This window comes from Thioclava nitratireducens (assembly GCF_001940525.2).
In the GTDB taxonomy this organism is placed as follows: Bacteria; Pseudomonadota; Alphaproteobacteria; order Rhodobacterales; family Rhodobacteraceae; genus Thioclava; species Thioclava nitratireducens.
The window spans coordinates 3,445,040-3,463,692 of record NZ_CP019437.1; the positions used below are offsets into that span (position 1 = coordinate 3,445,040).

The window sequence follows — 18,653 nt, forward strand, 5'->3', positions numbered from 1 at the left end:
GTTGGAAAAGTTCCGCGTGTGTCGGGATCAGGCGGCGCGGCCGACCAGAACCTCGTCAACGGTTTTCGCGGCACGCTCTTCGTCGGTGCCCGAAACGGCGGCCACTTCGCGGGTCAGACGCTCGAGCGCGGCTTCATAAAGCTGGCGCTCCGAGTAGGACTGCTCGCGCTGATCGTCGCTGCGGTGCAGGTCGCGCACCACTTCAGCGATCGCGAGCAGGTCGCCCGAATTGATTTTCTGTTCGTATTCCTGCGCACGGCGCGACCACATCGCCCGCTTGACCTTGGCCTTACCCTTGAGGGTCTCGAGGGCCTTGGTCACCATGTCGGGCGAGGAGAGGCTGCGCATCCCGACTTCGGTCGCCTTGTGCGTCGGCACGCGGAGGGTCATCTTGTCCTTCTCGAAGGAGATCACGAAAAGCTCGAGCTTGAGCCCGGCGATTTCCTGTTCTTCGATGGACATGATCTTCCCTACGCCATGCGCCGGGTAGACGACGAAATCGTTGGGGCGGAATTCGGTCTTCTTGGTTTTGGTCATGCGGTTCGTTTCCTTGCAGCCGGTCACGAACCCCGGTATCCAGCGAGCATACGACGCCCACGGGGCTCTCTAGCTCCGCGTTCGTCAGTCAGTCACGAGATCTCTTTTGCGGGCGAGCGGGCGACGCAAAAGGTGGGGTCGAACTCATTTGTGACAGTAATATAGCAAGAATCGCATGAATTTCAAAGCGCGTAACTGTCGCGCATATGTAATATGATGCGTTTTCAAAGAGTTACGCAGGGGATTTTGACAAAATGCCGCAGCGTAAACCGCCCCAATTCCCAGAGAATCGGGGAAAATTGGTCAGAATCACCGACCCGTCAGTCGCCTTCGCCAGGCGCCTCGGAGAAATACTTCTCCAGCTTGCCACTCTCGCCGTCGTATTTCTCGGCTTCCGGCATCGGATCTTTCTTCTGGGTGATCACCGGCCAGAGCTCGGAATACTTCCGGTTTAGTTCGACCCAGGATTCCATTCCCGGCTCGGTATCCGGACGGATCGCATCGGCGGGGCATTCGGGCTCGCAGACGCCACAATCGATGCATTCGTCGGGATGGATCACCAACGTATTCTCCCCCTCGTAGAAGCAATCCACCGGGCAGACCTCGACGCAGTCGGTATATTTGCAGTTGATGCAGTTATCGATGACGACGTAGGTCATTGGTGAAACCCCGATTGAACAGCTTCCTGCCCCGTCCTAGCGGGGGATGAACCCTCTTTCAAGAGAGAGGCCCGGCTTTTCGCTGCGGCATTGCGCACAGCCTATCCCTCCGGTTCGAGCAAGGTGTAAAGCGTCTGAGCCTCAACCGCGGGGCCGCGCCGTGTGCCACATTCCAGTACCCGCAGCACACAGATTCGTGCGTCTTCGCCCTTGCCGAGCCGCAAGGTCAGCACATCGCCCGGGCCGATCGCCCGACCGGGCTTGTCGATGCGCTGACCGTTGACGCGCGCCTTGCCACCCTGCACCAGCTCCTGCGCGAGCCCGCGGGACTTGCAGAACCGCGCCTGCCAGAGCCATTTGTCGATGCGGATGCGCTCGGGCGCGTCAGCCATGGCGGGACGTTACTTCTTGTCCTTGAGGGCTGCCAGAACCGCGAAGGGGTTGTCCGGATCAACCGGCTTGTCCTTCTTCGGCGGACGAGCCTCGAAGTTGCGCGCGCCTTGCGGTTTGCCACCCTTCTTGCCTTTGCCGTCGCGCTTGCCATGCGGCTTGCCGCCGCCCTTGCGTTCGCCACGTTCGCCACCGGGCTTGCCACCCTGCCCCTGATCGCGACGCGGCGGACGGTTGCCGCGCGGACGCGGTGCCCAGGTGAAGGTGTAGAAGACCTCGACCTCGTCGCTGGTCACGTCATCGGCTGCCACCATGTCGCCGCCGGCCTCGGCCGCAGCCTCCGCCTCGGGATGGGTCTCGGCAGGCTGCTCGCCGCCGCCGGCCTCGGCTTTCGCCTCGTCGGCCTGCTCGGTCTTGAGGGCCTCGGCACCGGCTTGCTCTTCGGCCTTCTCAAGATCGGCGGCTTTCACCTTCGCGCGCTCGCCTTTCTCGGCCTTGTAGCCCAGACCGCCCATCAGATCGGCGAACTGATCCAGCGTCATGCCGGTAATCGAGAGCATGTCCGGATTGGCTTCGAACCCGCCGCGGCTATCCTGCGTGCGCAGCAGATCGGCGAGACGTTCGAGCATGTCGATGCGGATCGCCCGCGCGCCCGAGGGGCGGTAGCCCGACAGGCGATAGGTCTCGGCATCGAACGCATCGATATTCGGGATCGTCACGAGGCCCGGAGGCGGGCTTTCGGGGAATTCATCCGCGCCCGACCAGAGCGAGGCCAGCACGAGGCGCAGACGCGTCGGCGCGGGCTTGAGAAGCGCGGGCATGAAGATCGTGTATTGGCCGAAGCGCACACCGTGCTTACGCAGAGAACCGCGCGCGTCCTGATCGAGATCCTTCACCTCGGCGGCGACCTGCTCGCGCGGGATGATACCCAGCGATTCCACCATGCGGAACGCGAAGCCACGGGCGAGACCCGTCAGCTCTTCGTCGCGGCTCATCGCCAGAAGCGGCTCGAACAGGGCGGCAACCTTGCGGTCGATGAAATGCTGTAGACGGCGCGTAACCTTCTCGGCCACATCCGCGCCTGCCTCGTCGTCGACGAAAGCCTGCACGGTCGGCTTCAGGACATCGGGCCCCTTCACCAGCTTGCCGACAGCGGTGTCGCCCCACATCAGGCCGCCCTGCTCGGTAAAATCCATCTCCGTATCGGGCGCATTGTAGAAGCGGTCCGCGCGCAGATTGAACTCGGGCGCGAGCGCCTCATACGCCGCGCGGGCAAGCATCTTCGCCTCGTCTGGCGAGCCGGTCTCGTCCTGTTTGAACCGGAATCCTTCCAGACGGCCCGCGAATTCGCCTTCCACCGTCACTTCGCCCTTGTCGTTCACCTCGGCCACGAGGGTCTCCTTCTGCTTGAGCCGGCGCATCAACACAGAGGTGCGCCGGTCCACAAATCTTTGCGTCAGCGCGCCATGAAGCGCGTCCGACAGGCGGTCTTCTACAGCGCGGGTCGCCTCGCGCCAATGGCTTTCATCATCGACCCACCCTTTGCGTTGCGCAACATAGGTCCATGTGCGGATGAAGGCGAGACGACGCGAGAGCGTGTCGATATCGCCGCCCGTCCTGTCGATACGCTCGATCTGGCGCGCGAGCCAGTCCGAGGGCACGCCCTTGCCCGATTGCAGGAACTCGAAGATGCGCGCCAGAAGCGTTGCATGTCCGGCCTCGGAAATCGAACGAAAATCGGGGATTCGACAGACATCCCAGAGAAGCTGCACGTCCTTTGGACTGGTGACGCGGTCGCGGATCGCCGGATCCTCGGCCAGCACCTTGAGCGCGCGCGCATCGTCGGCCTCGCGTCCCTTGGTCAGCCATTCGCCGCCATCGCGTTCGGCGGGCCGCGCGTCGAGCGATTGGATCAGCCGGTCCACGGTACCGAATTCGAGCCGCGCGTTGCGCCATTGCAGCCTCTGCAGCGGCGCGAAACGGTGGTTCTCGACCGCCTCGATCACCTCGGGCTGCAGCGGCCGCGCCTCGCCGGTCACCCCGAACGTGCCATCGGTGGTGTGGCGCCCGGCGCGACCTGCGATCTGCGCAAGTTCATGCGGGAAAAGCGGACGCATCCGCCGCCCGTCGAATTTCGACGTGGCCGAAAACGCGACATGGTCGATATCGAGGTTGAGCCCCATCCCGATCGCATCGGTGGCGACCAGATAGTCGACGTCGCCATTTTGATACATCGCGACCTGCGCGTTGCGGGTGCGGGGCGAGAGCGCCCCCATCACCACCGCGCAGCCGCCCTTCTGGCGGCGTATCAGCTCCGCGATCGCATAGGTGTTCTCGACCGAAAACCCCACGATGGCCGAGCGCGGCTTCATCCGGGAGATTTTCTTCGAACCGGAATAGGTCAGCTCGGAAAACCGCTCGCGCTTGGTGAACTGCACCTTTGGCACCAGCGCCGCGATCGCCCCGCGCATCGTCTCGGAGCCGAGGAACAGCGTCTCGTGCAGCCCGCGCGCATGCAGCAGCCGATCGGTGAAGACATGGCCCCGCTCGGGATCGCCACATAGCTGGATTTCGTCGATGGCAAGGAAATCAGCGCCGATCCCCGTCGGCATCGCCTCGACCGTGCAGACCCAATATTGCGTCCGCTCGGGCACGATACGTTCTTCGCCGGTGACCAGCGCCACGACCGAGGGGCCGCGCTGCGCGACGATCCGGTCATAGACCTCGCGCGCCAAGAGCCGCAGCGGCAGTCCGATGACGCCGGTCCGATGCGCCAGCATCCTCTCGATTGCGTAATGGGTTTTGCCGGTATTGGTCGGCCCCAGAACGGCCGTGATCCGCCCGCCTTGCATCGCAGCTCCGTTCCAGCTCTCAGAGAGCCGTGCCCTGATGCGCCTCGTCGAGGCGCGCAATGGCGTCTTTCACATCCTGTTGATGCGGATTCAAGGCAAAAGACTTCTTATAGGCCTCAAGCGCGCGCTTGTCGTCGCCCATCTCCTCGAGGATCGCCCCCAGACCTGCAAGCGCGCCCCAATGTCGCGGCTCCAGCTTCAGGGTACGCGCAATATCCGCCGCCGACGGGCCATAGAGCCCGGCCATGAAATAGGCGGTCGCCCGCCCGTTCCAGCCAGCGGCGAAATCGGGCGCGTGATCGGTGAGCGCCGTGAAATGCTCGATCGCGGCCTCGGTATCGCCGGCGTCCAGCGCCTCTTCGCCGCGCTTCAGGAGCAGGTCCATCGCTGCGGATCCAGACCGCGACCACGCCCTGCGGATGTCCGCCTCGGCGCGCGACCAGCCCGGATCGTTGGGATCGGCCAACTCTTTGAAATACGGGTCCAGACCTGCGGTTTCGGCGCTAGCGGGGAATGCCGCCATTGTTCCCAGCATCGCCGAAAAGCAAAATGCCGTGACGACACATTTGTATCTGTCAAATCGCTGCCACATAAATCATGACTGTAATGCAATTGCCGGAGAATGCGAGAGCCCGGCCATCAAAATTGGAGGACGCGATGAGCGAGGTTATCGACAAGGCCGTTGAGGCGCTGCGGGCGAAACTGCCCGATGGGTTTTCTTCGACTGCAAAATTCGTGATCGAAGGCGAAGGCTCGATCATTGCCGACGAGAACGGCGTGCGTGAAGGCGACGACGACGCGGAAGTCGTTCTGACCGCCGATCGCGAGACCTTCGAAGGCATGCTCAACGGCGACGTGAACCCGACCGCGGCCTTCATGTCCGGCAAACTTTCGGTCGACGGCTCGATGGGCCTCGCCATGCAGCTGGGTGCGGCTCTGGCCTGATGGAACGCGCCCCGATTTTCGAAGAGATCGCGCGCGCCCCCGAGGGCGGCGCTGCCTATTGGCTGACGGCGGAAGATGGGGTGCGGATACGCTTCGCACATTGGCCAGCACCGCCCCAACCACGCGGCACGGTCTTTCTGGGATGCGGGCGCACCGAATATGTCGAAAAATACGGCCCTGCGGCCGCGGAATTCGCGGCCCGGGGCTATGCCATGCTCGCCATCGACTGGCGCGGGCAAGGCTTGGCCGACCGGCTTTTGCCCGACGCACCCGAGAAGGGCCATGTCGGCGGCTTGCAGGATTACCAGTGGGATCTGCATGCGGTGATCGACGCTGCGGACGAGCTCGGTCTGCCGCAACCCTATTACATAGTGGGCCATTCGATGGGCGGCGCAATCGCGCTGCGCGCGGTGATGCATGAACACCATCGCTTCAGCGCGGTGGCTTTCTCCGCGCCGATGTGGGGGATCGCCACCTCGCCGCTGCTGCACCCGTTCCGCATCGTGCTGGCAAACCTTCTGGGCGACGGCTTCCTCGCGAACAACTATCCGCCCGGCATGAACGGCACCACCTATGTCTACCGCGACAGTTTCGAGGCGAACCGCCTGACCCGCGATCCCGGGATGTGGGCCTGGCTGCTCGAGCAGGCCGCGAAGCGCCCCGAACTGACGTTGGCCGGCCCGACGATCCACTGGGTCGCCGAGAGCCTGCTGGAATGCGAGGCGCTGGCAGCCCTGCCCTCCCCCGACCTGCCCTGCTATTGCGGCCTGGGCGGGGCGGAGAAGATCGTTCACACGCCCTCGGTCCATGACCGGATGGGGCGTTGGCCAAAAGGCACGCTGGACGTGATCCCCGACGCCGAGCACGAATTGATGATGGAAATCCCCGCAACGCGGAAACGCTTCTACGACGGCTGCACCGCGCTGTTCGACGCGGCGGGCGGGCTGGACGCCCGCGACCCGGTCAAAGCTGAATCTGCGTGAAGCTGTCGCGCAGCGCATTCGACCAGGCTTCCGACATTTCCGCGAAATCATTGTCGCCCGCCTCGATGCGGCGCTGGCTGGAGATCCGGCACTCGTCCTTCTTGATCACCGCCAGATCGAGCGGCATCCCCACCGAGAGGTTCGAGCGCAGCGTCGAATCCATCGAAAGGAGTACCGCCTTCTGCGCATCGATCAGGTTTGTGTCCGGACGGACCACGCGATCGAGGATCGGCTTGCCGTATTTATGCTCGCCGATCTGCAGGAAGGGCGTGTCCTCGGTGGCTTCGATGAAGTTGCCCTCCGGGTAGATCAGGAACATCCGCATCTCACCGCCCGCGCGCTGCCCCGCGACGATCATCGAGGCCGAGGTCGAAACCCGCTCGGCATCCATCCGGCTGGTGATGTCCTTGCGCACGCCCGCCATCGTGTTGCCGATGATCTCGGCCACTTTCAGCATCGTCGGCGCTTCCATGATCGAGCTGTCGCCCGTCGCGTCGCTCGCATCCGCTGCCTCGCGCAACCGCGCCAGCGTCGTTTGCGTGACCGAGAGCGAGCCCGCGGTCATGATCGCGATCACACGCTCGCCCGGCTCTTCGAAGGTGAACATCTTGCGATAGGTCGCGATGTTGTCGAGCCCGCCATTGGTCCGCGTGTCCGACAGCAGCACCATCCCCTCGTTCAGCAAGAGGCCTACGCAATAGGTCATGTTCGTTCCCTGATCCCTGACAAGCGCGCAATCTATTGCTGGACTTGGTCCAAGGCAACTGTGACGTGCAGTCGCTCCTCGCCCGAGCCTTGGGTGATGCCACGGATCGGCGCGGCTTCGCGCGCATCGAGCCCGGAGCCGAGGCGGATATAGCGCTCGTCCGGGCAGCATTTGTTCGCCGGGTCGAAGCCGATCCAGCCGATGCCCGCGATCCATATTTCGGCCCAGGCATGGGCGGCCTCGTGCGGGGTGCCATCATCGGCCGCGAACAGGTAGCCCGAAACATAGCGCGCAGGCAGATCGGCACAGCGGGCTACCGCGACCAGCGCATGGGCATGGTCCTGACAGACCCCCTCGCCCTGCGCCAGCGCCTCGGCGGCTGTGGTGTGCGAATGGGTGGCGCCCGGCTTGTAGGCGATCGCTTCGGAGATCGCGGCACTGAGGCGATGCGCCCGATCGAGATTTTCCGTGGCCCCTGCAACGGCCTCTTCGGCCAGCGCCGCCAGACTGTCGTCGATCCATGTCGCGACGGTCTCGCGCAGGTACGCCATCGGATGCACCAGCTCGCGGTGACCGCGCAGCACGCCCGAGGTATCGAAAGTTTCGACCTGCCCCGTCACGGTGATCGCGACCTCGTCGACCGGTGGGCGGATGGACCAGCCCTCGATACGGTCACCGGCGCCGTCGCGGAACGACCCGCCCCGGAGACCGCCTTCGACCGAGACGTCCCATTCGATGACACGCTGGCCCTCGAAGCGCGAGGGGAACATGCGCAGCGACTGCACCGCGGCCCCCATCGGCGCGTCGTAATCATAGGTGGTGACATGGTTGACGGTGAGGATCATCGCGCATCTCCCGACAGGTAGGTTTGCTGAACGAGCGCGGTAAGCTGCCCGATCTCGCCGATGAAACGGGTGAGGAACTCGTGCAGGCCTTCCTCGATAATTTCGGCGACTTGGGTCTGGTTCAGCTCGGTCATCAGCGCCTTGGCCCGCATCTGCGGCAGGCCGGTGCCCGGCTCGACCTCGTAGAAGCTTTCGAGATTGTCGAGGTGGTGCATCGCCTTGCGCGTCGCCGATATCAGCGAGCGCGGGCTGGCCGGGTTGAGGATCAGGAAATGCATGATCTTCGACGCCGTCAGCTCGCCGCCATAGGCCCAGTGGAAGGCGCGATAGGATTGCAGCGCGCGCAGCAGCACCTGCCACTGGTAATTGTCGAGGCCAGAGCCCACCATCTCCACCGAGGGCAGCAGCACGAAATATTTCACGTCGATCAGACGCGCGGTGTTGTCGGCCCGCTCCAGCGCATAACCGAGGTTCATGAAGAAGAACCCGTCATTGCGCAGCATCGTGCCGTCCATCGCTCCACGCAGCAGCGCCGATTGCCGGGCCACCCATTCGCACAGCTCTGTAATCTCCCATTCAGAGCGCGGCTGACGCTCGATCTGGCGGATCTCCTGGAACGCGGTGTTGAGCGTATCCCAGACCTGACCGGTGATCGCCGTACGCACGATGCGCGCGTTCTCCCGTGCACGCTCGACGCAGGATATCACCGAGGACGGGTTGTCGCGATCAAAGAACAGGTAGCTCTCGATGTTGCGCTGCACCGGGTCGCCGTATTTCTCGGAGAAGCCATCGGCAGTGCCCGAGGCTTGCAGCAGGCTCTCCCATTCGGAACGGTAGCCATGACCGGTCGACGGCGTCAGCGCGATCCGCGCGCCGACCTCCAGAAGCCGTGCCATCGTCTCTGCGCGCTCCATGTAGCGCGCGACCCAGAACAGGTTTTCAGCGGTTCTACTCAGCATTCGATCACTCCGCCAAAACCCAGGTGTCTTTCACGCCCCCGCCCTGCGACGAGTTCACGACGAGCGACCCTTCAGTCAGCGCGACGCGGGTCAGCCCGCCGGGGACAAGCTCGATCTTCTCGCCGACGAGACAATAGGGCCGCAGATCGACATGGCGCGGAGCCACGCCCTCTTCCACGAAAGTCGGCGTGGTCGACAGCGCGAGCGTCGGCTGGGCGATGTAGTTCTCGGGATTGTCCTCGATCTTGTGGCGGAAATTCTCGATCTGCTCCTTCGTCGATTTCGGCCCGACGAGCATGCCGTAACCGCCGGAACCGTGAACCTCTTTCACCACCAGCTCGTCGAGATGTTCGAGCACGTATTTGCAATCGTCGGCCTTGGCGCATTGCCACGTCGGCACGTTTTCCAGAAGTGGTTCTTCGCCAAGATAGAAGCGCACCATTTCCGGCACGAAGGTGTAGATCGCCTTGTCGTCGGCGACGCCCGCGCCCGGTGCCGAGCAGATCGTCACACCGCCAGAGCGGTAGACATCCATCAGGCCGGGAATGCCCAGCATCGAATCCGGGCGGAAGCAGAGCGGATCGAGGAAAGCGTCGTCGATCCGGCGATAGATCACGTCGAGCTTCTTCGGACCTTCGGTCGTGCGCATCCAGCAAAAGCCGCCCTCGCAGAACAGGTCCGGCCCCTCCACCAGCTCGACGCCCATCAGGTCGGCGAGGAAGGAATGCTCGTAATAGGCCGAGTTGAAATGGCCCGGCGTCAGGATCGCGACCGTCGGCTCGCCCTCGCATTTCGCCGGTGCGACCGAGGCCAAGGTGCGGCGCAGCGCGTCCGAATATCCATCCACCGGTTCGATCCGGTTCTCGCGGAACAGCTGCGGGAACATCCGCATCATGATCTCGCGGTTCTCCAGCATATATGAGACGCCCGAGGGCGTGCGGCAGTTGTCCTCGAGCACGTAGAACTGATCCGGCCCCGTGCGCACCAGATCGACGCCGACGATATGGCTGTAGATGCCGCGCGGCGGGATGAAGCCCGAAACCGCGCGCTCGAACGCATCGTTCTGATAGACCAGCCGCGCCGGGATACGCCCCGCCCGCACGATCTCGCCACGCCCGTAGACATCGAGCAGGAAGGCGTTCAGCGCCCGGGTGCGCTGCTTGATCCCGCGCTCCAACTTACGCCATTCAGCCTGCGTGAAGACGCGTGGAAACATGTCGAAGGGAATCAGGCGGTCCGGGTCGCCGCCCTCGCCGTAGACCGCGAAGGTGATCCCGATCCGGCGAAACAGCGCCTCCGCCTCGGCCTGTTTCATTGCGCGCAGCTCGGAGGGCATTTCGCGCATCCAGCCATCGAGCCCGCTATAGGGCTGACGCACTTTGCCGCCGTCGAACATCTCGTTGAAATACTCTGTCATCGCGCCGGATATGCCCCCCTAGTCTTTTATTTAAGTCTAGGCCGTGTGCCTCAGGAGTAAAAGGCGATGCCCAAAGTTAAGCAACGCGGCGCGCCCGGGGATCGCTCATTTCGCGGCATCTGCCGAAAAATTGTGCAACACCCAGCGAGCCCGCGCCCTTGTCACGACGGCGCCCCTGCCCCTATCTGGAAAACAACCAAACATACATGAGCCAGACATACATGAGGATGCCCATGACGCTGACACACCGCCGCCCCGTCTTCGACGCGAATGCCAATGCAGGGGCGTTCGGCGATCTGCCCGAATGGGATCTCAGCGATCTCTACCCCGCCCCCGACGCGCCGGAACTGAGCAAGGACATGGCGTGGCTGGAAAAAGCCTGCGCCGAGTTCGCCGCCGATTACGAAGGCAGGCTGGCCGATCTCGACGCGGCGGGCATGGCAGACTGCATCAAGCGCTACGAGGAAATCGACGAGAAAGCGGGCCGCGTGATGTCCTATGTCGGCCTGCGCTATTACCAGAACACGACCGACCCGGCACGGGTGAAGCTGCTGTCCGATGCGCAGGACAAGATCACCTCCTACACCACGCCGCTCGTCTTCTTCAGCCTTGAGTTCAACCGCATCCCGGACGCGACCTACGAGGCCGTCTTCGCCGATGAGCGCGTCGCCCGCTACAAGCCGGTGTTTGACCGCATGCGCGCGATGAAACCCTACCAGCTCTCCGACGAGCTGGAGAAATTCCTCCACGACCAATCGGTCGTCGGCGCTGCCGCGTGGAACCGCCTCTTCGACGAGACCACCGCGGCGCTGGAATTCGAGGTGCAGGGCGAGAAACTGTCGCTCGAGGCCACCACGACGCTCCTCTCCGACCACAATCGCGAAAAACGCGAAGCGGCGGCGAAGGAGCTGGCGCACGTGTTCGGCGAGAACATCCGCACCTTCTCGCGCATCCACAACACGCTGGCCAAGGAAAAGGAAATCGAGGACCGCTGGCGCAAGATGCCGACGCCGCAGACCGGTCGCCACCTGTCGAACGACGTGGAGCCGGAAGTGGTGCAGGCGCTGCGCGACGCCGTGGTCGCGGCCTACCCGCGTCTGTCGCATCGCTACTACAAGCTGAAGGCGAAATGGCTCGGCCTCGAGAAGCTGCAGATCTGGGACCGCAACGCGCCGCTGCCGACCGAAGCCCCGCGCGACATCATGTGGGACGAGGCGAAGGACACCGTGCTCGACGCCTATTCCGGCTTCGATCCGCGCATGGCCGATATCGCGCAGCCCTTCTTCGAGAAAGGCTGGATCGATGCGGGCGTGAAGCCGGGCAAGGCACCGGGCGCCTTCGCGCATCCGACCGTGACGACCGTCCACCCTTACGTTATGCTCAACTACCTCGGCAAACCGCGCGACGTGATGACGCTGGCGCATGAGTTGGGCCACGGCGTTCACCAGGTGCTGGCCGCGAAACAGGGCGAGATGCTGGCCAACACGCCGCTGACGCTGGCCGAGACGGCCTCCGTCTTCGGCGAGATGCTGACCTTCCGCAAACTCCTCGCTGCGGCGAAGACCCGCGAAGAGCGCAAGACGCTTCTGGCCGGCAAGGTCGAGGACATGATCAACACGGTCGTCCGCCAGATCGCCTTCTATGATTTCGAGTGCAAGCTGCATGCGGCGCGCGCCGAAGGGGAGTTGACGCCTGAGGACATCAACGCGCTATGGATGTCTGTGCAGGGCGAAAGCCTCGGCCCGGCATTCGAATTCATGGACGGCTACGAGACCTTCTGGTCCTACATCCCGCACTTCGTCCACTCGCCCTTCTACGTCTACGCCTATGCGTTCGGCGACGGGCTGGTGAACGCGCTCTACGCCGCCTACGAGGCCGCGCCCGAGGGCTTCCAGGACAAGTATTTCGCGATGCTGGAAGCGGGCGGCTCGATGCACCACAAAGAACTGCTCGCGCCCTTCGGCCTCGACGCCTCCGACCCGGCCTTCTGGGACAAGGGCCTGTCGATGATCGAAAGCTTCATCGACGAGCTGGAGGCGATGGAGAAGGCCTGAACTTCTCCTTGATTGAAATATCCCGGGGGCGCGCAAGCGCGGGGGCAGAGCCCCCTCCCCGGCCCGCAACAAAAAACGCCGCGCGAGGTTCTCAACGCGCGGCGTTTTCCGTGACCGGCTCCCCACGAGCGCCGTCAACTCCGACCGGAGCCTTTACCCCTTGCAGGCTCTCGCTCAGATCAGCATGTCTTCCACCTCGAACCGGGTCAGCCGCGGTGCGGCGAGCGGGCCGAACTCGCGCAGCCTGTCCATCTGCGGAAACAGCGCGAGGAACAGTTCCGCCATCCGAGGATCGATCGTCCGCTCGAAGCCTTCGCCTGGGTGGAAGCTCTCGACCTCCATGCCGCCAACCTTGAGCGAGCCGTGATGCTCCAGCACCAGATGATAGGCGGAGACCGGCGAGATCGGCGCGACCTCGATCACGCTCACCCCGTCGACGAAAGCCGCAATCGGCGCATAGGCCGCCTCGATCCCCAGACGCGCGCGCAGCCGCGCGTCGCGCAGGCAAATCCGCGCATGGGGGCCCAACACCAGATCCTGCGACGGACGACCATGCCCGAATGCCTCGGCGGTGACGCGGATCATCCCCGCGGCCTTGTCCTTCGCGGCGGGGAACATCGTCATCGACCCTTTCCAGGTGACGGTCTCAACCCGCTCGTCGGCGGTCAGGACGCGCATCCCGGGCACCACATCCTCAATCGAGACGGGGCCCTCCTCGGTCGCGATCACAGCGCCGCGCGCCAAGGCAGAGAACGCCTCCTCGAACAACGGAATCGCCGGGGCGACGCGGGAGGTTTCCTCGATAAACCCATCTGCCTCCAGCCACCACGCGGCATAACGGCGCGTCATCGCGGAGGCGCGCAGGGCGCGTTTCGGCGCATTCGGGCTCGCACGCAAAGGGCGCGGCAGAGGCGGTTCGGAACTGTCGGGACGGAGCGCGGCCGCTGCCGTCCGGTGGGGTAGATTCATGCGATAGGCCTTTCGGTCTTCTCACGGCTGCATCGGCCCCCACCGGTTGCAGAGAGACGCTCACAACATGGCTAAAACCGGTGACCCCGTCAAATTTTTGATGCGATTGTCTCACGATCCCCGAGCAGTCGAGACCTGCCCTAACGGCAGGTTTCCCGGGCGCGCACAAACCGCCACAGTCTCACCACATTCAAAGCGAATCACCCGCCTCCAGAGGCACTGGAAGCGGGTGATGAAAATGGCCGGGCGTGGCAGCGCCCGGCCAAGTTTCGCATTGCGATCCGCATGACCAATTGCGATCGCGTTGCGAGAAGGGAGATCATTGTGCGGCGCCGACCCTCCGCGGCGCGGCCGCCGCCGTGCGACGCGTCTGTGCGCTGCGCGCATTGCGCGCCCACGGCATCGGCGTGTCGCATTTACGTGCGGAGTCCAGCGCGGTTTTCATCCAGCGGCGGGTCGGTTGTTGCTTGTTCACGTTGTTGTCCCCTCGTCTCAGGATCGTCTTCGATCCGGTTCAGGACTGTTGTGACCGCGCAATGGGGCCAGCATGGGGCGAGAGTGGGAATTTTTCGCGCAAGGAAACGAACGAATGCGGCAAGGCCGATTGTTTCAGAGCTATCTCATGTGCGGGCGGCGCGCCGCCCGCGCCCCCAGATCGATCAGAGGCGGATCGCCGAGAGCAGGCGCCCGTAATCGGCCTCCCCCGCATGGGTCGCGCGGCGGTAGGAATAGAAGCGCTCGGGCTCCCGGTAGGTGCAGCGACGCATCCATTCCGCCTCACCGACGCCCGCCTCGCGCAGCCGGTGCAGCGAGAAGCTCGGCAGGTCGAAATGCGGCTTGCCCGAGGGTCCGGGCGAGAAGAACCGGCTGTAATCCATGTCTTCCATCAGGAACTGCTCCATGAAGTCCTCGCCGACCTCGTAGGAATGAACCGAGATGCACGGCCCGATCACCGCGGTGATGTCCTCGCGATGCGCGCCCAGACGCTCCATCGCGTCGAGCGTGTTCTCCAGCACCCCCTCCATCGCGCCGCGCCAGCCTGCATGGGCCGCGCCGATAACGCCCGCTTTCGGGTCCGAGAACAGCACCGGCTGGCAGTCGGCGGTCAGGATCGAGATTGCGATGCCCGGCACCTTGGTCACCGCCGCATCGGCGCGCGGCGGCGGATCGGTGATTTCTTCGATCACTGCGACATCGGGCGAATGCACCTGATTGACGCCCTGCAGCGCGTTCAGCTCAACCCCCAACGCGTCTGCGGCACGGGCCCGATTGGTGCGCACCGCCTCGCTTTGGTCCGACGAACCGGGGCCGCAGTTGAGCCCGGCGAAAATGCCCGAGGACGCCCCGCCCTTGCGGGTGAAGAAGCCGTGCTTCACCGCCCCCAAGGCGGGTGAGGTCAGAATTTCGAGCATCGTCGACATCGTGCCCCCCAATGGCTCAGTCGGTGTTTGGGTCGAAGCCCGGCGGCAGCGGCGCATTCGGCGCCACCAGTGCGAGAGCTTGGAACAGGTGACCCATTTCCTCGGGATGGGTCAAGCGGCGATGCGCGGCGATATGGGTCTCGCGCGCGGCCCCGGATAACGCCTGCGCGAGGCGCTGCGCCCGCGCCGTGATGCCCAGCCGCTCCAGCAGAAGGCCCTGCGCGGTCATCGCCGACACCTTGGCCCCGACCCTTTGCGCCGCCTGCGCCAGAGGTTCGAAATCGACATGGGCGGTCAGGTCCGCCTCACCCGGTGTCGCGAAGGGATCGACGGGTTCATGCGCCTTGAGGGCCTGAAACGTGTCGCCCTTGGAATGCCAGTTGCCATAGTCGATCAGCAACGCCGCGCCGCCGTGGCGCGCGATCCGCGCTGCGAGCCTTTCAGTGAAACTCACCGCAGCGGCACAGGTCTCGACCACATTGCCCGGCACGGTGTCAGCCATGCGCGGCTCCAGAGCCTCGAAACGCGTGGGCGGGGCGAGGCCGGGGGTCAGCGCGCCCTCGTCGGACAATCCGATCTGCCGCTCGGCCCAGCCCTGCTCGACCCGTTGGAACTGCCGGATCGGCAGCGCGTCGAGAAACTCGTTCGCTACGAGGAACAGGGGGGAGTCTGGCAGGGCGTCGATGGTCTCATGCCACACCACCCGATGCGGCGCGAGCTTCTGCTTCTGAATCTCGCGCAGGGTCGGTGAGGCTTCGATCAGATGCACCTCTGCCGCGTCCACCATCCCGCGCACCGCCTTCATCGCGCGCAGCATATCGGCCATCAGCGTGCCGCGCCCCGGCCCAGCCTCGGCCAAGATGAACGGCGCAGGCCGCCCTTGATCGAGCCATGCTTGCGCCAGACACAGGCCCAGCATCTCGCCGAACATCTGGGAAATCTCCGGCGCGGTGATGAAATCGCCCGCGCGCCCGAACGGATCGCGGGTCGCGTAATAGCCATGTTCGGGATGCAGCAGGCAGACGCTCATATAGCGGTCGAGCCGCATAGGCCCCTCCGCCGCGATCTGCGCGGCAAGGATGTCGCCCAGCGGGGTCACGATGCTTTCGGCGCGCGCAGCGCGCGGATCACGAAATACAACCCCACCGCGATCATCGGCAGCGACAGCACCTGCCCCATCGTCAGCCCCCAACCGTCCGTGAAGCGGATCACGTGGCCATAGGGATTGCCGAGGGTCACGAACTGCGGATCGCCCTGCCGGAACAGCTCCACGAAGGCGCGCGCGGCTCCGTAGCCCATCAGGAAGACGCCGAGGCTCAGCCCGGGACGCTTCAGCGAACGACCGAACTTCACCAGCCCCCAGAGGATCAGTCCCAGCAGCAGCCCTTCGAGCCCCGCCTCGTAGAGCTGCGAGGGATGGCGCGCGCAAGACCCGTCCACCTGCCCCGCGATCCCGAGGCAGGTCTGCGCCAGTTCACCGGGGAAGATCACGCCCCACGGCACGTCCGTCGGACGCCCCCAAAGCTCCGGCTTGATGAAGTTGGCGATCCGTCCGAGAAACAGCCCGATCGGCGCCACCAACGCCATCGCGTCGGCGAGTTGCAGCTTCGGCACGTGGTGACGGCGCGCGAACCACCAGCCTGCGACCAGGGTGCCCAGGAAACCGCCATGGAAAGACATGCCGCCCTGCCAGACTTTCACGATGTCGAGCGGATGCGCCAGATACCATGCAGGCTCGTAGAACAGGATGAAACCGAGCCGCCCGCCCAGCACCACACCCACGATCACCGCCGTCAGCAGGTCCTCGACCTTGCCCGGCGCCATCGGCGCGCTGTTCGTCGGCCAGAGCGTATCGCGCTTCATCAGCGCCACGATGATCCGCCATCCCGCGATCAGCCCCGCGATATAGGCCAGCGCATACCAGCGGATCGGCAGGCCCAGACCGGGGATCGTAAGGGCGACCGGATCGAATTGCGGGAAGGGAATGGCCAGAGGCAGCAAGGCGGTCTCCTGTCAGAAATCGCCGCGAGAAAGCCCTGCGCGGGCCGGGAAGTCAACCTTGCCAGCGGCACCGACGCGGCCCATATAGTCAGGGAAGCAGAAATTGACCGCAAGGGGATGCCAATGCAGCCGCCCAACAAGATGTTCGACGAGATGTCCAAGCTTATGACCAACGCGATGGGCGTGGCCCAAGGCGCGAAGGACGAGGCCGAGACGGCGATGAAAAGCTGGATGGACCGGTGGCTCGCCGACCGCGACCTCGTGACCCGCGAGGAGTTCGACGCGGTCCGCACGATGGCGCAGAAAGCCCGCGAAGAGAACGCCGCGCTGAAGGCCCGCATCGAGGCGCTGGAAGGCAAGAAGGAAGGCTGAGGTCTTCGCGATGGAATTTGAAAACGCCCGGTCCGAATGGCCGGGCGTTTTTCGTTGGCCCCGTGCGGGGACGACCGGCCCCCGGGGACGGCGCATTGGCGATATCATCGCGCGTTCGGATATCATGCGGCATTGCAAGACAAAGCGCCACGCCCCCCGCGACAAAGCGCCCTCTCGAGGGGCAGGCGCGGCCCTTTGTCAGATTTCCAGACACGTCACCACACAGCGAAATGCCCGCGCCGAGGCGCGGGCAAATCACTAATTCTTCGCTAAAGCCTCCCGGCTTCAGGTACCTTCCGCCTGATCGTAGGCGTCGATGATCTTCGCGACCATCGGGTGACGCACCACGTCTTTCGCTGTGAAGTAGTTGAAGCTTATCCCCTCGACATGGCCGAGGATACGCTCGGCATCCTGCAGTCCCGAAGGCATCCCGCGCGGCAGGTCCACCTGCGATCGGTCGCCTGTAATCACCATCCGCGACCCTTGGCCCAGGCGGGTCAGAAACATCTTCATCTGCATGGTCGAGGCGTTCTGCGCCTCGTCGAGCACCACGAAGGCGTTTGACAGCGTGCGCCCGCGCATGAAGGCGAGCGGCGCGATCTCGATCCGCTTCTCTTCCAGCAGCTTCGCGAGCTGCTTGGCGGGCAGGAAGTCGTTCAGCGCGTCGTAGAGCGGCTGCATGTAGGGATCGACCTTGTCCTTCATGTCGCCGGGCAGGAAGCCCAGACGCTCGCCCGCCTCGACGGCCGGACGCGACAAGATGATCTTGTCGACATGCCCGCCGATCAGCATGGTCACGCCCACAGCCACGGCGAGATAGGTCTTGCCGGTGCCCGCCGGCCCGATCCCGAAGGCCAGCTCGTGCTCGAAGAGGTGCTTCACATAGGCCTTCTGCGCCTCGGTGCGCGGCTCGACCTGCTTCTTGCGGGTGCGAATCTCGAACTTGCCCGCCTCGAACATCTCGAGCTGCTCGTCCACCGTGGTCCCGGTGCCACCCAGATCGGCCATGCGCAGCGCGGCATCCACCTCTTCGGCGTCGATCTGCTTGTTCTGTTCCAAGCGCTGATACAGCTGATGCAGCACGGCGGCGGCCTGCGATTGCGCCTCCGGCTCGCCCACCACGGCCAGCTGATTGCCGCGCCGGAGGATGTGAACCTGCAGCTTGTGCTCTATCTGGGCCAGATTGCGGTCGAATTCACCGCAAAGATCGATCAGCAGCCGGTTGTTGGGGAACTCAAGAAGCGTCTCGTGAGCATCCTGAGAGCGAGGCGGGGGTGTGATCGCGCTGAAGCCCAAATACAGAGTCTCCCTAGCTGGTTTGGTAAAGATATGGTGCCTGCCTTGGGGGATTCACGCAAGCACTGGTTTCCCGCCCTCCTAGGCGAGGTATCGAATTTCATCAAACTGAAACGAAAAAACCCAAGCGCGGTTCCGTCTGGTCACTTCGCCTGTTTTTTAGGCAAAGACGGGTCGATCTGGTGTGCAAGTCGCTGAGCGGGTCGAGCATCCGTGGCACGGTTGCCCCGCGCGACAACCCCGAATC

Annotated in this window: 18 protein-coding genes; 4 read left to right on the forward strand and 14 right to left on the reverse strand. The window is 64.3% G+C overall.

What is annotated here, in order from left to right; translation table 11 throughout:
- Window positions 1–27: 27 nt before the first annotated feature.
- The 5 genes from BMG03_RS16420 to BMG03_RS16440 all read right to left on the reverse strand — a co-directional run bounded on the left by BMG03_RS16420 (window position 28) and on the right by BMG03_RS16440 (window position 4,961).
- A complete protein-coding gene (locus BMG03_RS16420; RefSeq protein ID WP_075774088.1) occupies window positions 28–537 on the reverse strand; it encodes a CarD family transcriptional regulator in 510 nt (169 codons plus the stop codon).
- 320 nt (window positions 538–857) lie between these two features.
- Window positions 858–1,196: a ferredoxin FdxA gene (gene fdxA, locus BMG03_RS16425; protein WP_075774087.1), complete on the reverse strand. Its 339-nt coding sequence runs from the start codon at window positions 1,194–1,196 to the stop codon at window positions 858–860.
- Between the two features lie 101 nt (window positions 1,197–1,297).
- Window positions 1,298–1,588 carry an RNA-binding S4 domain-containing protein gene (locus BMG03_RS16430; protein WP_075774086.1) on the reverse strand — a complete coding sequence of 97 codons (291 nt, stop codon included), beginning with the start codon at window positions 1,586–1,588 and terminating at the stop codon, window positions 1,298–1,300.
- 9 nt (window positions 1,589–1,597) lie between these two features.
- Window positions 1,598–4,438 carry a helicase-related protein gene (locus tag BMG03_RS16435; RefSeq protein ID WP_075774085.1) on the reverse strand — a complete coding sequence of 947 codons (2,841 nt, stop codon included), beginning with the start codon at window positions 4,436–4,438 and terminating at the stop codon, window positions 1,598–1,600.
- Window positions 4,439–4,457: 19 nt separating this feature from the next.
- Entirely contained in the window at window positions 4,458–4,961 is a 504-nt protein-coding gene (locus BMG03_RS16440; RefSeq protein ID WP_233242988.1) for a tetratricopeptide repeat protein, read from the reverse strand.
- Window positions 4,962–5,095: 134 nt separating this feature from the next.
- Between BMG03_RS16440 and BMG03_RS16445 the strand changes: the two genes are divergently transcribed.
- Together BMG03_RS16445 and BMG03_RS16450 are read left to right on the forward strand one after the other, a co-directional pair.
- Window positions 5,096–5,383 carry an SCP2 sterol-binding domain-containing protein gene (locus tag BMG03_RS16445; RefSeq protein ID WP_075774083.1) on the forward strand — a complete coding sequence of 96 codons (288 nt, stop codon included), beginning with the start codon at window positions 5,096–5,098 and terminating at the stop codon, window positions 5,381–5,383.
- Complete coding sequence (locus tag BMG03_RS16450) at window positions 5,383–6,366, forward strand: alpha/beta hydrolase (protein ID WP_075774082.1); 984 nt, start codon at window positions 5,383–5,385, stop codon at window positions 6,364–6,366. The genes BMG03_RS16445 and BMG03_RS16450 overlap by 1 nt, the downstream gene beginning before the upstream one ends.
- Here the strand turns inward: BMG03_RS16450 and BMG03_RS16455 are convergent.
- From BMG03_RS16455 to BMG03_RS16470, 4 genes are read right to left on the reverse strand one after another with little or no spacing between them, the layout of a single operon-like run.
- Window positions 6,347–7,072, reverse strand: a complete 726-nt coding sequence (locus tag BMG03_RS16455) for a proteasome-type protease (protein ID WP_075774081.1) — start codon at window positions 7,070–7,072, stop codon at window positions 6,347–6,349. The genes BMG03_RS16450 and BMG03_RS16455 overlap by 20 nt on opposite strands.
- Window positions 7,073–7,104: 32 nt before the next feature.
- Window positions 7,105–7,917 carry a transglutaminase family protein gene (locus BMG03_RS16460; protein ID WP_075774080.1) on the reverse strand — a complete coding sequence of 271 codons (813 nt, stop codon included), beginning with the start codon at window positions 7,915–7,917 and terminating at the stop codon, window positions 7,105–7,107.
- On the reverse strand, window positions 7,914–8,876 hold the full coding sequence (locus BMG03_RS16465; protein WP_075774079.1) for an alpha-E domain-containing protein: 963 nt from the start codon (window positions 8,874–8,876) through the stop codon (window positions 7,914–7,916). The genes BMG03_RS16460 and BMG03_RS16465 overlap by 4 nt, the downstream gene beginning before the upstream one ends.
- 4 nt (window positions 8,877–8,880) lie before the next feature.
- Window positions 8,881–10,293 (reverse strand): circularly permuted type 2 ATP-grasp protein, encoded by a 1,413-nt coding sequence (locus BMG03_RS16470; RefSeq protein WP_075774078.1) that lies wholly within the window; start codon window positions 10,291–10,293, stop codon window positions 8,881–8,883.
- A 233-nt stretch (window positions 10,294–10,526) separates the two neighbouring features.
- On the opposite strand from BMG03_RS16470, the gene BMG03_RS16475 reads away from it, so the two are divergent.
- Window positions 10,527–12,347, forward strand: coding sequence for a M3 family oligoendopeptidase (locus BMG03_RS16475; protein ID WP_075774077.1), 1,821 nt, complete (start codon window positions 10,527–10,529; stop codon window positions 12,345–12,347).
- 174 nt (window positions 12,348–12,521) lie between these two features.
- On the opposite strand, the gene BMG03_RS16480 is transcribed toward BMG03_RS16475, so the two are convergent.
- The 4 genes from BMG03_RS16480 to lgt form a co-directional block, all read right to left on the reverse strand.
- A complete protein-coding gene (locus tag BMG03_RS16480; RefSeq protein ID WP_077701304.1) occupies window positions 12,522–13,316 on the reverse strand; it encodes a Hint domain-containing protein in 795 nt (264 codons plus the stop codon).
- 659 nt (window positions 13,317–13,975) lie between these two features.
- Complete coding sequence (pgeF, locus tag BMG03_RS16485; RefSeq protein ID WP_075774327.1) at window positions 13,976–14,728, reverse strand: peptidoglycan editing factor PgeF; 753 nt, start codon at window positions 14,726–14,728, stop codon at window positions 13,976–13,978.
- A 25-nt stretch (window positions 14,729–14,753) separates the two neighbouring features.
- Entirely contained in the window at window positions 14,754–15,836 is a 1,083-nt protein-coding gene (locus tag BMG03_RS16490) for a class I SAM-dependent methyltransferase (RefSeq protein WP_075774076.1), read from the reverse strand.
- Window positions 15,833–16,735, reverse strand: a complete 903-nt coding sequence (gene lgt / locus BMG03_RS16495) for a prolipoprotein diacylglyceryl transferase (RefSeq protein ID WP_425275170.1) — start codon at window positions 16,733–16,735, stop codon at window positions 15,833–15,835. The genes BMG03_RS16490 and lgt overlap by 4 nt, the downstream gene beginning before the upstream one ends.
- A gap of 126 nt (window positions 16,736–16,861) precedes the next feature.
- Here lgt and BMG03_RS16500 point away from each other — a divergent pair, with 126 nt between their 5' ends.
- Window positions 16,862–17,110 carry an accessory factor UbiK family protein gene (locus tag BMG03_RS16500; RefSeq protein WP_075774074.1) on the forward strand — a complete coding sequence of 83 codons (249 nt, stop codon included), beginning with the start codon at window positions 16,862–16,864 and terminating at the stop codon, window positions 17,108–17,110.
- 285 nt (window positions 17,111–17,395) lie between these two features.
- Here the strand turns inward: BMG03_RS16500 and BMG03_RS16505 are convergent, their stop codons facing one another.
- Window positions 17,396–18,406: a PhoH family protein gene (locus tag BMG03_RS16505; protein ID WP_075774073.1), complete on the reverse strand. Its 1,011-nt coding sequence runs from the start codon at window positions 18,404–18,406 to the stop codon at window positions 17,396–17,398.
- Between the last annotated feature and the right edge of the window lie 247 nt (window positions 18,407–18,653).

Bases quoted from the DNA above. Each gene is read 5' to 3' on its own strand.
- BMG03_RS16470 (WP_075774078.1), bottom strand. From the start codon at position 10,293: ATGACAGAGTATTTCAACGAGATGTTCGACGGCGGCAAAGTGCGTCAG.
- fdxA (WP_075774087.1), bottom strand. From the start codon at position 1,196: ATGACCTACGTCGTCATCGATAACTGCATCAACTGCAAATATACCGAC.
- pgeF (WP_075774327.1), bottom strand. From the start codon at position 14,728: ATGCTCGAAATTCTGACCTCACCCGCCTTGGGGGCGGTGAAGCACGGC.
- BMG03_RS16450 (WP_075774082.1), top strand. From the start codon at position 5,383: ATGGAACGCGCCCCGATTTTCGAAGAGATCGCGCGCGCCCCCGAGGGC.
- BMG03_RS16435 (WP_075774085.1), bottom strand. From the start codon at position 4,438: ATGCAAGGCGGGCGGATCACGGCCGTTCTGGGGCCGACCAATACCGGC.
- BMG03_RS16460 (WP_075774080.1), bottom strand. From the start codon at position 7,917: ATGATCCTCACCGTCAACCATGTCACCACCTATGATTACGACGCGCCG.
- BMG03_RS16440 (WP_233242988.1), bottom strand. From the start codon at position 4,961: ATGGCGGCATTCCCCGCTAGCGCCGAAACCGCAGGTCTGGACCCGTAT.
- BMG03_RS16475 (WP_075774077.1), top strand. From the start codon at position 10,527: ATGACGCTGACACACCGCCGCCCCGTCTTCGACGCGAATGCCAATGCA.
- BMG03_RS16445 (WP_075774083.1), top strand. From the start codon at position 5,096: ATGAGCGAGGTTATCGACAAGGCCGTTGAGGCGCTGCGGGCGAAACTG.
- BMG03_RS16430 (WP_075774086.1), bottom strand. From the start codon at position 1,588: ATGGCTGACGCGCCCGAGCGCATCCGCATCGACAAATGGCTCTGGCAG.
- BMG03_RS16480 (WP_077701304.1), bottom strand. From the start codon at position 13,316: ATGAATCTACCCCACCGGACGGCAGCGGCCGCGCTCCGTCCCGACAGT.
- BMG03_RS16455 (WP_075774081.1), bottom strand. From the start codon at position 7,072: ATGACCTATTGCGTAGGCCTCTTGCTGAACGAGGGGATGGTGCTGCTG.
- BMG03_RS16500 (WP_075774074.1), top strand. From the start codon at position 16,862: ATGCAGCCGCCCAACAAGATGTTCGACGAGATGTCCAAGCTTATGACC.
- BMG03_RS16465 (WP_075774079.1), bottom strand. From the start codon at position 8,876: ATGCTGAGTAGAACCGCTGAAAACCTGTTCTGGGTCGCGCGCTACATG.
- BMG03_RS16420 (WP_075774088.1), bottom strand. From the start codon at position 537: ATGACCAAAACCAAGAAGACCGAATTCCGCCCCAACGATTTCGTCGTC.